The 14364-nt window shown below is 33.5% G+C and carries 16 protein-coding genes; 1 reads left to right on the forward strand and 15 read right to left on the reverse strand.

What is annotated here, in order from left to right:
- Position 1: 1 nt before the first annotated feature.
- The 4 genes from C2I06_RS13875 to hpf all read right to left on the reverse strand — a co-directional run bounded on the left by C2I06_RS13875 (position 2) and on the right by hpf (position 2562).
- Positions 2-181 (reverse strand): hypothetical protein, encoded by a 180-nt coding sequence (locus C2I06_RS13875; protein ID WP_412973421.1) that lies wholly within the window; start codon positions 179-181, stop codon positions 2-4.
- Positions 182-866: 685 nt separating this feature from the next.
- Complete coding sequence (locus C2I06_RS13880; protein ID WP_095330291.1) at positions 867-1178, reverse strand: hypothetical protein; 312 nt, start codon at positions 1176-1178, stop codon at positions 867-869.
- A gap of 158 nt (positions 1179-1336) precedes the next feature.
- Positions 1337-1786: an Lrp/AsnC family transcriptional regulator gene (locus C2I06_RS13885; protein ID WP_095330290.1), complete on the reverse strand. Its 450-nt coding sequence runs from the start codon at positions 1784-1786 to the stop codon at positions 1337-1339.
- A 227-nt stretch (positions 1787-2013) separates the two neighbouring features.
- Positions 2014-2562, reverse strand: coding sequence for a ribosome hibernation-promoting factor, HPF/YfiA family (gene hpf / locus C2I06_RS13890; RefSeq protein WP_047943892.1), 549 nt, complete (start codon positions 2560-2562; stop codon positions 2014-2016).
- A gap of 868 nt (positions 2563-3430) precedes the next feature.
- Between hpf and C2I06_RS13895 the strand changes: the two genes are divergently transcribed.
- Positions 3431-4600 carry a glucose-1-phosphate adenylyltransferase gene (locus tag C2I06_RS13895; RefSeq protein WP_095322054.1) on the forward strand — a complete coding sequence of 390 codons (1170 nt, stop codon included), beginning with the start codon at positions 3431-3433 and terminating at the stop codon, positions 4598-4600.
- A 48-nt stretch (positions 4601-4648) separates the two neighbouring features.
- Here C2I06_RS13895 and C2I06_RS13900 read toward each other — a convergent pair whose 3' ends face one another.
- The 11 genes from C2I06_RS13900 to C2I06_RS13950 all read right to left on the reverse strand — a co-directional run bounded on the left by C2I06_RS13900 (position 4649) and on the right by C2I06_RS13950 (position 14356).
- Positions 4649-5002 (reverse strand): hypothetical protein, encoded by a 354-nt coding sequence (locus C2I06_RS13900; protein ID WP_123258231.1) that lies wholly within the window; start codon positions 5000-5002, stop codon positions 4649-4651.
- The gene (gene fliS, locus C2I06_RS13905; protein WP_095330289.1) at positions 5002-5403 is read right to left on the reverse strand and encodes a flagellar export chaperone FliS; all 402 of its coding nucleotides are present in this window, start codon (positions 5401-5403) and stop codon (positions 5002-5004) included. The genes C2I06_RS13900 and fliS overlap by 1 nt, the downstream gene beginning before the upstream one ends.
- Positions 5404-5428: 25 nt before the next feature.
- A complete protein-coding gene (gene fliD, locus C2I06_RS13910; RefSeq protein ID WP_123258232.1) occupies positions 5429-7252 on the reverse strand; it encodes a flagellar filament capping protein FliD in 1824 nt (607 codons plus the stop codon).
- A gap of 18 nt (positions 7253-7270) precedes the next feature.
- Positions 7271-7636, reverse strand: a complete 366-nt coding sequence (locus tag C2I06_RS13915; protein WP_053215767.1) for a flagellar protein FlaG — start codon at positions 7634-7636, stop codon at positions 7271-7273.
- A 110-nt stretch (positions 7637-7746) separates the two neighbouring features.
- Positions 7747-8934 carry a UDP-4-amino-4,6-dideoxy-N-acetyl-beta-L-altrosamine transaminase gene (gene pseC / locus C2I06_RS13920; RefSeq protein ID WP_123258233.1) on the reverse strand — a complete coding sequence of 396 codons (1188 nt, stop codon included), beginning with the start codon at positions 8932-8934 and terminating at the stop codon, positions 7747-7749.
- Positions 8935-8964: 30 nt separating this feature from the next.
- On the reverse strand, positions 8965-9903 hold the full coding sequence (locus C2I06_RS13925; protein WP_123258234.1) for an SDR family NAD(P)-dependent oxidoreductase: 939 nt from the start codon (positions 9901-9903) through the stop codon (positions 8965-8967).
- Between the two features lie 12 nt (positions 9904-9915).
- Entirely contained in the window at positions 9916-10968 is a 1053-nt protein-coding gene (gene pseI / locus C2I06_RS13930) for a pseudaminic acid synthase (protein ID WP_123258235.1), read from the reverse strand.
- Positions 10965-12014, reverse strand: coding sequence for a UDP-2,4-diacetamido-2,4,6-trideoxy-beta-L-altropyranose hydrolase (pseG, locus tag C2I06_RS13935; RefSeq protein ID WP_123258236.1), 1050 nt, complete (start codon positions 12012-12014; stop codon positions 10965-10967). Before pseG ends, pseI begins: the two co-directional genes overlap by 4 nt.
- A 1-nt stretch (position 12015) precedes the next feature.
- A complete protein-coding gene (locus C2I06_RS13940) occupies positions 12016-12741 on the reverse strand; it encodes a cytidylyltransferase domain-containing protein (protein ID WP_123258237.1) in 726 nt (241 codons plus the stop codon).
- Between the two features lie 23 nt (positions 12742-12764).
- Positions 12765-13421, reverse strand: coding sequence for an HAD family hydrolase (locus C2I06_RS13945; protein ID WP_123258238.1), 657 nt, complete (start codon positions 13419-13421; stop codon positions 12765-12767).
- On the reverse strand, positions 13418-14356 hold the full coding sequence (locus tag C2I06_RS13950; RefSeq protein ID WP_123258239.1) for an ATP-grasp domain-containing protein: 939 nt from the start codon (positions 14354-14356) through the stop codon (positions 13418-13420). The genes C2I06_RS13945 and C2I06_RS13950 overlap by 4 nt, the downstream gene beginning before the upstream one ends.
- Between the last annotated feature and the right edge of the window lie 8 nt (positions 14357-14364).

Below are 14364 nucleotides of genomic sequence, written 5' to 3' on the forward strand. Positions count from 1 at the left end.
CTTAATTCAATTCCTTTCCGACATAATGACAGGCAACAAAGTGATTTACTTCTGCTTCTTGCCACTCTGGCTTTGCTTGTTTGCATAGATCTGTTGCTATCGGACAGCGTGTATGGAATGGACATATCTCTATAAGGGAGAGTACAAGCTGAAATAACCTTCTAATAATCATGGAGATCAATCATCTCACCTTCCCCTCTTTGTAAAAATATCCAATTTTAACTTTCAGAAGGAAATCAAATCACTTTATTTGATTAACAAACGAAAGAAAATAATTAATATTCATGATTATAAGACAGTTATAAACAAAATTCTAGTCATTTTTCTAAAAAATTTAATAATTATATATATTCTGCATTTACAGAAAACAAAAGAATCCTTTCGTACCTCTAATATTTACTTTCCCGAAATAATAATATATTTTCCACAAAGTATAGAGGGGAAATTACTAGAGAGCATGTGAGGTGAATTCTTTTAATAATCATTATTTTTTCAGTATTTTTATACTACTGTTATTTTCTTATAGTAATTTAGTTGCTTGAATCCCTTCAGATTAGTAGGGATGTAAAAAGATCAATATTATTTCAAGAAAGTACATACACTTATATTTTTTGTTGGAGATTTTTTTTAATTTGTGAATTTCTCGGAGAGAATCGATGAGGTTTCCAATATTTCACAATATAGCTATTTAAGAAGGTCGATTTGCTAGGAAGGTTTGGTAATGGCAAGACATGTAATTCATTTATATGAATTGGTGTGTAGGAAGGTTTGTAGGAAGGTTTGTAGTAATTATCTATTATCCTCCGCTTTTCGTCAGGAAGCGGAGGACAATAGACAAGTAGAAGAAAGCAATATTTCTTTTCTTCTTAAGGCGCAAAATCAATTTGACCAGTAAACAAGAGGATAAAAATGATGATCCAAAATATAAACAAAGAACAGGAAAATATGAAAGATATTATAGGGATTACCTTTTTCTCTGTTTTCTTCATCATTGCAATGATTGATAATAGGATCCCTGTACCCGTAAGAATAAATGTAATATAATCACCAACCGCATTTCCGTTATTAGCTATTCTTGTCGGTGTGACAAAAACAATAAAGACACAAATAATACCAATGGCAAGAGCAATATAACTAATTATACTGTACTTTTTTGGTGTGTTGATTTTATTTTCCAAATATAAACAACCTTTCTAATTTTTATAATATACATGTATTTTATCATGCTTTTTCTTAATTATGGAAATTAATTCGGATAGACTTTGGAAAAAAGAAGACAATAAAATACCAAACAAAAGATTAACATAATAAATTTGATCTTTGTTTGGTATTTGCTTCAAATTTTTAAACCATTTCTACTTTTAAACCTTCTTAGAAGAATATGGCTTTCCACTCTTGTGATGCCTTCTAAGGAATATAATTCGTTGTTTGTAAAGCTTTCTAGTGCTTCGAAGTCTTCGACGAGAACGTGCATATGTAAGGTGCTTGGCCCCGTCATTTGATAGCAGCTAGCCACCACAGGATTTTCCGCTAGTGTTTGAGCTACTTGAATGAGGGAAGCTGGCTCGCAGTCTACTTCAAAAAAAGCAGAAACTGTTTTGCCTACTTTTTCCGAATTGATTACAGCACTGAATTTTTCAATCACTCCATTTTCGATTAGTTGGCTGACTCGCTCTCTTATAGCCACGCGAGATAATTGCAGCTCTTTGCCAATTTCCACATAGGAAAGTCTGCCATTTGCTGTTAGTAATTCTAATATTTTTTTATCTATTGCATCTAATTTCATTTAATCACCACGCATCTTCTCTTTATAAAATATGTTTCATTATAGCTTGTAGATAGGAAATAAGAAAGTATTCTTTAGAATTTTCAAACTTTCTAAAGTAAATGACAAGCACGAATGGAATATTTAGTTGAATTGTCTATTGACTTGGGGGGATAACGAATTTTCTTGTGTTATATCAACATATAGAATAAAGCCTGCAATGTAATCACTGCAGGCTTTATCCATTATTATTGAGCTTCAATCAGGCCGTATTTCCCATCTTTCCGTTTATAAACGATATTGGTGTTGTTAGTTTCTGCGTCTGTATAAACGAAAAAGTTATGGCCTAGTAAATCCATTTGCAGGATTGCTTCTTCACTATCCATTGGTTTTAGATTGAAGCGTTTTTGGCGGACAATTTCTAGCTCCTGTTCTTCTTCCTCCACATTTGGTGTGCTTTCGTAAGAACCAAATAGTTCATTCAGATTTCCTTTTTCTCTATGCTTACGATTTACTTTTGTTTTATGTTTTCTTATTTGTCTTTCTAATTTATCAGAGATTAAATCAATAGCTGCATACATATCCATATGATCTTCTTCTGCACGTAACAGCAACTGGGACATTGGAATTGTAACCTCTACCTTGGATGTTTTATCATTGTACGTTTTTAAATTCACATTTACTTGTGCATCTGGTGATTCAGAAAAATATCTTTCTAATTTAGAGATTTTCTTTTCGACATACTCTCTAATTGCTGGAGTTACCTCAATGTTTTCTCCTCTAATGTTGAAATTCATAAGTTACTCCTCCTTTATAGTTTCCAGTGCAAGTCTTATTTTTTCCTTATAGGAAATGAAAATATACCATATAAGGAATTATTTTGACTATACTATCTATTTCTATCATACCCTGGCAAAATCCTGCTAAAACGATAAGAAATTTCGACAAAATTGTGAACTTTTTAAATACAAACGCTTACTATTATTCTATCAAAAATTATTTTCAACAAATTTTTATGTTAGAAAATGTTTCAAATCGATTAACAGCGGTTATATATACACCATAATCAAAACGTTTAGCTCGTACGAAAATAAAGTGACTGATTACCACCTAGTAAAAAGAACTAGTTCTTTGAAAAAAGAAGATAGGCAAGTGTTAGTATAACCAGTATTTTCTATTTCAAAAGTAGAGGCTATTGAAGTTAAATATCTATACAAAGATTCTCCCTTTTGAAAAACATTTCGACATAATCTATGAGAAGAAGCCTATATTCCTAACAATAGATGGAATTATGAGTATTACTTATTCGGTCGGTGTCGAGTTTTAGCGAAATTAATCAAAATATTTTTACAATTCAATGTTTTATATTTGCTACAATGAACACATTAAGAATTTAACCTGGAGGTAAAAGAATGAGTGAAGCAATTTTACAGAATCAGCCTGAATTAGAACTAAAGGAAATGGAAGAGGAAGAGTACTATTACAAGTTGTGGGAAGACGATCGTTTATAGGCCGAAATAGATCTACTTGATAAGAAAGGAAAGAACATTTGCTTTTTTAAGAAGTGTTCTTAAAATTTGAAATCTTCCTGGTAAAATAAGTAATAAATTACTTTCTTTTGAATTTCTAACAAATGAACTTTGATAACGCATACTGGAGGGATCTATTTTGAATAAAAAATGTATTGCAATGCTATTGGCTGGCGGAAGAGGGACAAGACTAAAAAAACTAACAGAAGAATTAGCAAAACCGGCAGTACCCTTTGGGGGAAAATACCGTATTGTTGATTTTACATTAAGTAATTGCCGTAATTCAGGAATAGATACTGTTGGTGTATTAACACAATATCAGCCGCATGTACTGCAAAATTACATTAAAGACGGAAAAGATTGGGATTTGGACAGCAGAGATGGCGGACTAAGCATCCTCCCTCCATACCAATGTGGTACAGAAGAACGCTGGTATGATGGTACAGCCCATGCTATCTATCAAAATATATCCTATATTGACCAGTATAACCCGGATTATGTTCTCGTTATTTCTGGTGACCATATTTACAAAATGGATTATAATTTAATGCTGCAGCAGCATATCAAAACAGGGGCAGATGCAACAATTTCTGTTACGGAGGTTCCTTGGGAGGAAGCAAATCGTTTCGGTATTATGAACACAGATGGCACCAATAATCGAATCGTCGACTTTGAAGAAAAACCATCTAATCCTAAATCAAATCTAGCTTCCATGGGTGTATATATTTTCAAATGGAAAACGCTTAAATCTTATCTACAAAAAGAAGAAAAGAACGAATTATCTTCTAAGGACTTTGGAAAAGATATTATTCCTGCCATGCTGACAGATAACCGCAAACTACATGCTTACACATTTAAAGGTTATTGGAAGGACGTTGGGACAATCGACAGCTTCTGGGAAGCAAATATGGACTTATTATCAAAGGAAAGCAATATCTTTCTAAATGACAAAGACTGGACCGTATTTACCCACGAACAGTGCTACGCCCCGTCCTATATCGAATCTTCCGCTACCGTAAATCGCTCCATTATCAGTGAAGGCTGCGAAATTTATGGAACTGTTGAAAACTCTGTTATCTTCAATGATGTCATTATCGGAAAAGGAGCAATCGTCAAAGATTCCGTACTCCTACCTGGAACCGTTATCGGCGAAAATGCTGTCATTGAAAAAAGCGTAACAGCATGCAATGTAACAGTGGGAGATCACAGCATTATTGCACCAAAGGATGCTGATTCAGAAATTATTTTGATCGGTGAAAGTATTGAGAATAAACAGACCCGTGTTGGGTTGTCTAGAGTGATTTGAATATAATATTAAATAAAAAGATTGTTGCCTTAATTGGCAACAACCTTTTTATTTTTTCTTATCATAAAACATACCATCTATAGAGATATTTCCACCATACGGATCATTATATTGATTAATCCTTTTCTTTCTCACTTGCTGCTGCTTTAAATCTGTTTTTATTTTCCCTTGCAAAGAAAACATCTTGTCATTCAGAAGTTTCTCTGAAGCTATCATTTCCTTTTTATCTGCTTCATTAATCTTCGGCCATAAAGGAAGCTGATTTAATAGTTCTTCCCTCTTCTCTAATAAATCATTTATTTCCTTTATAACAGCTTCTCTTTCCTCTATCGTTCCTTCCTCTATCGTAAGAAGTCCAAGCAGCTTTTTCGTACACTCTTTATAGTCAGTTAATAGACTCATTATGCTAATCCATTGGAAGGTCCAATATCTTTTTTCGCTATTTTTATTACTTCCTTCCAAGTATCACGAAATTCGATAACATAACCTTCGACTTCATTTAATATATTAATATCATTCTTAGTATTAGCTTCCACTAACCTTCTGTAAATATAATCGTACATTTGGAGCATATTTTTAGAAATATCGATCTCTAAATTTAATGTAATCATCAACTCATTAATGATATTTTGTGCTTTACCCAGATTTTCATTTCGTTTTTCAATATTTTTATCCTCAATAGCTCTTTTCGCTAATGTAATAAATTTCAAACAACCATTATACAGCATAAGAGTCAAATCACCGGGAGACGAAGTATTGACTGCATTCTGCTTATAGGTTTGGTATGGTTGATTAACTGCCATCTACTTACTCACCCCTAAGTTATTATTATCCATTTTGTGCAAAAAAGCCTGTTAATTGCGAAGATTGATTATTTAATTTTTGTATAGCCTTTTCCATTGCGTTATACTGTGCCCAATAACGATCTTCTATTTGCTTTAATCGATATTCCATTGATTCAATATTATCATCAATTCGCAGCATATCTTTACCAATGGTATAATTATATTCTGTTTTAAACGTATTACCAGCTTTTTCTTCAATTTGTTTCATTGTATCTGATATATCCGTTCTTAACCTTCTCGCTAATCCTTGTTGATCAGTTGTTGGGCCATCCGCCATAAATAACTGGTATACCGCTTCTGGATTATCTTCGATTGCTGCTTTTAATTTATCTTCATTAATTTCTAGCTTACCACGTTCTAAATAATCCTTCGAAGTAGTGATTCCAATTTCAGCCAACTGATTATATTTTTCAATTGTTTTTGTTTTATCATTAACTGTTACAGACGCATATAAGGAGTTTCTCATTTTATTTAAACCAGAGGTTAAAAGGGGATCTCTCTTCAGTAAGCCACTTTTCGCCTTTTCCTCCCATTGCTCAATCTCCTTTTCACCCATTGCCGCCTTCTGTTCTTCTGTAAGAGGCTGAAAAGCTGAATAACGCTGAGCAGTAAGTTCTGTATTAACAGCACCGATTGTTTCATTATATTTATCTACAAAAGATTTTATCGTATCAAAAATACTATCTGTATCAGTTTGAATATTTACATTCACACTTTCACCAGCAGTAGTATTTTTATTTAAATTAAAGGTAACATCGTTCATTGTAAAGGTATTGGATTTTCTAGTAGTTTTTAAACCATTAATAGTGAATTCAGCATCAGACCCAGCAGTTTTTTCAGTTAAATTCAGAGTTTTAGTAAAAAATTCTGCATCCTTTCCCAAAAACTCAATTTCTTCTGCTCCATTATTTAGTATACCAGTATCTGTGCGTTGGGCGACTACTTTATCTGTACCAGTGTCATAAAACATACTGATCCCGACATTAGAACTGTTAATTTTACTAAACATACTATTTAATGAAGTGGAGCCATCAATTTTAAAACTTTGCTTATTCTTTGTACCATCTTCATTTGTTGTTTGAATATCAAACTCAATATAGCTGTTCTTCTTAAGATTGTCCCCACTCACTGTTACCGTGCTATTTTCTGGAAGAATTTCACCAAATGTCATTTTTCCGGTGGCTGGATTAACATATACAGTATCAGCTGCTCTAGTGCCTTTTTCTGGAGCATCTCCTTCTATCAGCTGAACTTTAAACGTTTTATCGGTCCCTCCTGTGACAGTTATTGAATCAGGAAATCCAGATAAGGAAGTACCACCTAGATATATTTCGTCTCCTTGTCCTGTTAAAGTCTGTGAAAAACTTTCTCCCTTCCATTGAATTCCTGAGTCATCAGAGAGTTTGCTTTGCTGGGAAAGTAAACTCTTGGTAGGATCTAACGTACTATTACTAATTTTATTTGCACTTTGTACTTTAGCGGACTTTGCCATTACAACATCGGAGATATTATAGGAAACATTCCCCGCATTCGCTTTTGCACTTACTGATACTATATCCTTGTTCGAAGAAACAGCAGTTCTTTTCATCATATTTGATTGTTTGGAAATACCTTCAAATATAAATGTATCGAACTCTTTTAATTTTGCATTCATTGTTCGGTAATTATCACGTTGCCATTCTAAAATTTGCTTTTGTTGTTTTAGTTTGTCTAGGGGCATACGCTGCACTTTCATTAATGAATCGACAATCGATTGTGTGTCAAGTCCACTGGCAAGACCGGTGAATTTTATTGAATTTACACTCATTATAAATCCTCCTGTAATTTAAAGCTTTTTATCGATAAATATTCCGATAAACTCTGTCATTTTTGCATAGATGTCTAAAAGTTCTTTAGATGGAATTTCTCTTATAACCTTCTCTGTAGCTTTATCAACGACTTCTATATAATAGCGTTCTGTTTCATCATGGACCTTAAAATTTATAGAAGTATAATGTGGCTTTAAAAATTCATTGATACTCGTTACTATTTCTTCCGCTTTCTCTTTTTTCAGAATGTTAGTCGATTCTTCTGAAAGAGTATCCACCAATTTAGTGTAGTCCCTATTATTTAAGCTAATTTCATTATCATTTCTGGTTGAGTTCACTAAGTTAGATATAGTCGATTGTTGTTGATTCATCTCCAATTTCATCCATATAACAGCTCCTCTATCAGATCCTTTAATTTTTATATCGGATACTCTAAACATTTATTAACAAAAAGTTATTTCAATTGTAAATAAAATGGGATAAATAAGGAAAATTACCTTTCTTTCGAAAAATAGCCTATTACTTTCTGCACAGCTTTTATTACAGATTGCACATCTTCCTCTGTCATTTTCGGAAATAAAGGAAGTGTAATCGCTTCTTCATAGTAGAGTTCAGCGTTAGGACAAATTCCCTTCTTATATCCTAAGTTTCGGTAATAAGCTAAAGTATGGACTGGGATATAATGAACATGAACACCTATATTTTCAGCACGTAAAGCTTCAAATATTGTCTTTCTATCTACCCTTAAACTCTCTAATCGCAATCGAAGCATGTATAAATGCCAACTTGATTCACCAGCTGCCTCTTGAAAAGGTACCACTACATTCGGAATGTTATGAAAAGCAACTGTATATTGATTAGCAATCTCTCTGCGTCTTTTCACAAAACTATCAAGTCTTTTTAATTGGGAACATCCAAGACTAGCTTGTATATCTGTCATTCGGTAGTTCATACCTAAATCAACCATTTCATAGCTCCATGGTCCCTCATCCCCTTTTAAAGTATCCTTCGTGATGCCATGTGACCGAAATAATCGAAGTTTTTTTGCATATTCTTCTGAATTAGTGACAATAATGCCACCTTCACCTGTCGTTATATGCTTAACAGGATGAAAGCTGAACATCGTCATATCAGCTTGAGAGCCAACCTTTTCTCCTTTATAAGAAGCGCCAATCGAATGTGCACCGTCTTCTATAAAAACTAAATGATGCTTTTTACATAACGCTTTAATTCCATCTAAATCCGCCGGCTGTCCTGTATAATCTACAGCAATAATTGCCTTTGTTTTAGAGGTAATCAGTTTCTCGATATTAATTGGGTCAATATTATAAGTTTGTTTATCAATATCCGCAAAAACTGGTTTTCCTCCCATATAAAGAACACAGTTGGCGGACGCTGCAAATGTCATTGGGGTCGTAATGACTTCATCTCCATTATCTATGCCAGCTGCATAACAAGCACCATGCAGAGCAGCTGTGCCATTTATAAAAGCAACGGCATATTTTGTGCCGACATATTCTGCTATCGCTTGTTCAAATTGATCAATTTTAGGACCCTGTGTTAAATAAGGACTTTGCAATGTTTCTACAACTGCCTGTACATCTTCTTCTGTAATCCATTGTTGGCCATATGACAGAAACTCCTGTCTTACTGGTTGGCCTCCATACAATGCTAATTCCATTTCATTTTCCTCCTTTGGAAAAAAGCCACCTTACATCAGGTGACTTTTAATCCATTCTTCCGTTTCTCTTAATCCTGCTTCTAAGGTATACTTAGGGCTCCAATTTAATAATTGTTTTGCCTTATCATAATTGCATAAAAGCTTTTGAATCTCACTTTGCGGATGAATATGTTCAATGTGTTTAATACGGTCCGAATCTCCAACAATTTTAAGGGCCAGTTCATTGATAGAAACGTCTCTTCCTAAGCCAGCATTTACAATTTCTCCGTTTACAGCATCTGAATATCCAGCATTCACAACAAATTCTGCACAATCTTCCACATATAATAAATCTCTTGTTTGCGTTCCCTCACCATATATATGAAGCTGCTCTCCAGCTATTTTTTTCTTCAGAAAAATAGCTACTACGCCACCTTCTCCTCCAGTTTTCTGAAAAGGTCCATATGTATTAAACGGACGGATTACAACAGTTGGCAAACCGTAAGCATGATAATAAGACAATACCATATTTTCCGCTGCAATTTTACTTCCTGCATAAGGAGAAGCTGGTTTAATTGCATGCTGTTCTGTAATCCCTGTTTCATCGGTACATTGATCATACACCATACATGTACTCATAAACACAACCTTTGTGTTGGTTTTTCTACACTGTTCCAATACATAGAAAGTCCCGATAGTATCGTTGTTAAAAGTTGTTCGAGGATCATCAATCGAATCTTGGACATTAATCGATGCTCCAAGATGATAGCAAATATCAAAGGATGTTTTAGCAAACAATTTCTCTAGCAATGCCTCATCCTTAATATCGCCAATAATGAATTCCTCCAGTTGATCTTTAAATTCCTCAATATTTTTCTCACTGCCATTGGATAAATCATCTAAAATCCAGACTTTATGTCCATCTGCCAGCAACTTCTTTGCCACAGCTCTGCCAATAAAGCCTGCTCCGCCTGTTAATAGAATATTCATAATGTCTCCTTTCTACAGTAAATCCCATTGAAGCGGAGTTCCTTTTTTTAAAGTACTCTTCGCTTTTTTTCCTAAAATACTTTGTAAGTGTTTTGGAGGTAAACCATACCCTGGACGGATAGGTCGGATATTCTCTTTAGTAAATACCTCTCCCTCTTCTATATCCTTAATAATATATAGAGATCTTCTATCTTTTAATGATGGCAATTCATCTTTAGTGGGGCCATAACTAATTTCCCCTAAGCTTTTCCATGCTCTTTCAGTTTCTAAAACCAACGCCTTCATTTCATCAGGTTCCATTGAAAACGCAGCATCAGTTCCACCAGAAGATCTTGAAATAGTAAAATGTTTTTCAATGACTGTTGCTCCCAAAACTACACTTGCTACTCCTACTCCTATTCCCATCGTGTGGTCACTCAAGCCTACTTCACATTGAAATAAATCTTTCATATGAGGAATCGTTAATAAATTTGAATTATCAGGAGATGCTGGATACGTACTTGTACATTTTAATAAAATTATATCTTTAGCTCCTGCATCCCTGGCAGCCTTTAACGTATCATCTAATTCCCCAGCAGTTGCTAAACCAGTAGAAATGATTATTGGTTTACCTGTCTTTGCAACCTTTTGGATAAGTGGAATGTCAGTATTTTCAAATGATGCTATTTTATAGCATGGGACATCTAACGTTTCAAGAAAATCAACTGCCGTTTCGTCAAACGGTGAACTAAAAGCAATTAATCCTAACTGATGACATCTTTCAAAAATCTCTTTATGCCATTCCCAAGGAGTGTATGCTTTCTTATACAGATCATGGTAAGTTTGGCCTTTCCATAAACTTTCTGGATTATCAATCATAAAATCACTGTTATATACATCTAATGTCATAGTATCTGCAGTATAAGTTTGCAGTTTTAAAGCATCAACTCCCGCTTCTGCTGCAGCTTCTACTATTTGAAGTGCCTTTTCAAGAGATTGATTATGATTGCCGGACATTTCAGCTATAATAAATGGTTTGTGATTTTCCCCTATCATCCTGCCAGCAATATTTATTTCATTGTTCATGATTTTTCCTCCATAATAGCCTCAATTACAGGTTTTTTTACATATGTTTCATTAACATTCATCAGATTTCTTGCCTTTTCCTTAACTTTTTCCAACTTTTCTTTTCCTTTTAAAATATTTTCTAGCATGTGAGATAAATCATTTTCTTTGACTTCAATATGCCAGCCCATATTCCAAATTGCCCCATACTGAGAAGCCGCAACTACCGATGCTCTTTGATTCTCTTCTACTATTGTGACAATTGATGGCAGACCAAGATAACATCTTTCCCACATGGTTACTCCTCCAGCTCCTAAAGAAAGATCTGCTTGTCTCATTAAATCAGCTAAGTAGTCAATTTGTAAATAATAGTAATAACCATTCATCTCACATTTTTCTCTAATATGTTCCTTATTAATATTAGATTGTCCAGTAACTACATGCACTTTTATTTTTGAAGTATCTAGAACAGATAAGGCATTAATAGCTTTATCTGTTTCATTTGTTGGATCAGAGCCTCCATAAAAAATTAATATATCAAGAACTTGTTTATCTTTTTTTTGTTTTCTTGAGTTTTTTTTATAAAATTCTGGTCGTAAAAGTAAATATTTTGGACCTAATAACTGTTTGCATTCCTTTGGAACTAATTTTATATATCTAGTCATAAAATCCTTAACATAGTTTTGATCAAGTAAGATATCACAATCATGCTTTCTATTTGCTAAATCATCAATTACCATAATTTTCATGTTAGGGAAGTTGAAACGCATTTCTTTTTCCCATTTTATATCAATTTGATAATGATCAATTATTAGTAAATCACAATTTACTTTTTTTAATATTTTTACAACATGATCCGTTTTCTTACTATCATCAATAAGATTTAAATATACATGAAATCCTTGCTGAATAATTAATTCAGACAAATCCCCTTCTGCCTTATTGCATATAAAGGAAACTTTTATTCCTTCTTCTCTTAGCATATGGGCTAAAGTAAGGCAACGCATTACATGGCCAGAACCAATTAGATAAGATGCATCAGCTCGAATAACAACATCTTCTATCATATTAAATAACCGGCTTCTGTTTAATATGAGAATTAATTTTTGCGATATCTGGATGTTCTTTGAGGTATTTCACGACATCTGTTGCTGATATTAAAGTGTCATTGTAGAAATAATCGGCAATTTTACAACAAAGTTCATAATCCTCATTCGTATCCAAGGTTATTCTTAAGGATGGCTCTTGAATTGTTTTCAAAGCTTCTATCTCAGTCCATGTAAATTCAGATGGATTTTCATAAGCATAGTAGGTGACATGTTCTCTATGTCGTTCTTCCCTTCCATGCTGGTGTATATATAATAATGAAGAATAAGAACATAACTCTACAGCCAGGCCTCTCGGTAAGTTACCATTAATCCGTATAAAGTCTTTCCTATCCTTTGTCATTTTCTCAATCATTTTACTACCTAGATTATAATCAACAAAAGGACAATCCGCAGTCACTCTCATTACCATATCTGGCTGATATGGTTGTGCTGCCTTTACATATCTATCAAGCACATCCGTTTCAGATCCTCTATAACATAAAACATTTTGTTTTAAACACCATTCTTCTACAATATTATCTTGAGCAAGTGTTGAAGTCGCAATAATAACTTGATCAATTCCTCTGATTCTTTTACATCTTTCAACTACATAAGTTAAAACATTTACTTCTCCAAGAGGTTTTAATATTTTCCCGGGTAATCTTGATGATCCCATACGAGCCTGAATAATTACAATCGTCTTCATTTTTTACCACCTTACAATTATTGTTACAGAAAAAACTTTAAGTCCTGCAAAGTTTCTATCCGATCATCAGCCTCATATTCTTCTGGCATCTCAATATGCTTATGCTGCCCTGTCATTATACGAATTGTTTTAAAGCCAAGAGGCTTTATGCCAACAAAGTCTTTTCTCGGGTTATCTCCTACATAAACAATATCTTGAGCTTCTACTTTTTCTTGTCTCATTATATGTGTAAAGCAATATGGTGAAGGTTTCGCATTCTTTTTTCCATATCGATGAGTTACATAACAATGCTTCATTATCGGATAAAGACCTAGCGCTTCTATCTTATTATGCTGCACAATTTTATTCCCATCAGTCACAATATAAAGAGGATAACTAGAAATACTCTTTAAAAATATCAAAGTATTATTTGACAATGCAATATTAGGTTTATGCGTTCTATAAACCGATAAACATTCTTTGGCAACTTTCTTTGTATAAATTCCATAATTTCTTAATACATCATCAAAAATACTACCTCTTCCGTGTGTTTGAAGACGTGACCACATCCACTTATTTGTTTCCAATGCAGCTACATTATATTTTTTTTCAATAAAGGAAGCGACTTCACGAAAACCACTCTTTACATATGATAGCTCATCATAAAGCGTATCATCTAAATCAAAAACTATCACCTTCACAAAATCAAATCCTTCTTATATCTAATTAATGTCAAGTCTTTGCTACATTGTATAAACGGATAATTATCTAAATTCTCGTTATTTGATTCTAAAATAAACCATTGAAAACTAGATAAACCAGCTCTAATACTTAATGTTGAAGCCCCACCTATTCTAGGATTACATTCAATAATCTGTGGATTATTATGCTTGTCCAGTAAAATTTGAAACATAACATGACCACTTAACCCTAAATCTTCAGCTAATTTCATCGACAAATTAGTTAACTTTTCGTTCTCTATGGTACGAGTAATTTGTGATTCACCGTCCACAACCATTACTCTTTCTCGTACTATTGCTCCTTTACTTTTACCATTCCTATTTACATATACATCTACGCTATACTCTTTACCTTGAATAAAAGGTTGATAGATGGGACTTTCCAAATAATTTGCTCCACTTATGGCATCTTCTTTATTTATATTTATAAGCATATTTTTAGACCCTGATCCATATCTCTCTTTCACTACAAATGTAGAGCATTTTAAAGCATTAATATCCCTTGTTGTTTCTATCACTGGATATCCCATCTTGCGTAACTCTTTAAAAAAAAGGAATTTATCTTGCGTTATTTCAATACTTCTTTTATCAGAAACCATCACACTGATATTATATTGCTTAAACTCCTGATAATGTTCGGCAAAGTATTTCAATTCGCCATCTCTAGTAGGAAAGATTATATTCACACCTTTTTTTTTGCAAAAATTAAGTATTTCGTTTACAGACATATCTGCGAGTTTAGGCATATGCCAAAACTCATCAACGAAGTGACTTCCTACAACATGTTCATTTATATCAGCACCAATAATATATATTTCTTTTAAATTGGCAGAATCTCTGATTGAACTTATTAAAGGTACTTTACTTGAAATACTCGTTATTAGAATCTTATTCAATATATATC

It is taken from the genome of Niallia circulans, from assembly GCF_003726095.1.
GTDB classification, from domain to species: Bacteria; Bacillota; Bacilli; order Bacillales; family Cytobacillaceae; genus Niallia; species Niallia circulans_A.

Excerpts from the sequence above, each read along its gene's own strand:
- pseC (WP_123258233.1), bottom strand. The coding sequence starts at position 8,934 with ATGGAATTAGCATTGTATGGAGGCCAACCAGTAAGACAGGAGTTTCTG.
- C2I06_RS13940 (WP_123258237.1), bottom strand. The coding sequence starts at position 12,741 with ATGAAGACGATTGTAATTATTCAGGCTCGTATGGGATCATCAAGATTA.
- pseI (WP_123258235.1), bottom strand. The coding sequence starts at position 10,968 with ATGAACAATGAAATAAATATTGCTGGCAGGATGATAGGGGAAAATCAC.
- pseG (WP_123258236.1), bottom strand. The coding sequence starts at position 12,014 with ATGATAGAAGATGTTGTTATTCGAGCTGATGCATCTTATCTAATTGGT.
- fliS (WP_095330289.1), bottom strand. The coding sequence starts at position 5,403 with ATGGCAGTTAATCAACCATACCAAACCTATAAGCAGAATGCAGTCAAT.
- fliD (WP_123258232.1), bottom strand. The coding sequence starts at position 7,252 with ATGAGTGTAAATTCAATAAAATTCACCGGTCTTGCCAGTGGACTTGAC.
- C2I06_RS13885 (WP_095330290.1), bottom strand. The coding sequence starts at position 1,786 with ATGAAATTAGATGCAATAGATAAAAAAATATTAGAATTACTAACAGCA.
- C2I06_RS13900 (WP_123258231.1), bottom strand. The coding sequence starts at position 5,002 with ATGAGTCTATTAACTGACTATAAAGAGTGTACGAAAAAGCTGCTTGGA.
- C2I06_RS13925 (WP_123258234.1), bottom strand. The coding sequence starts at position 9,903 with ATGAATATTCTATTAACAGGCGGAGCAGGCTTTATTGGCAGAGCTGTG.
- C2I06_RS13915 (WP_053215767.1), bottom strand. The coding sequence starts at position 7,636 with ATGAAATTGGAGATGAATCAACAACAATCGACTATATCTAACTTAGTG.
- hpf (WP_047943892.1), bottom strand. The coding sequence starts at position 2,562 with ATGAATTTCAACATTAGAGGAGAAAACATTGAGGTAACTCCAGCAATT.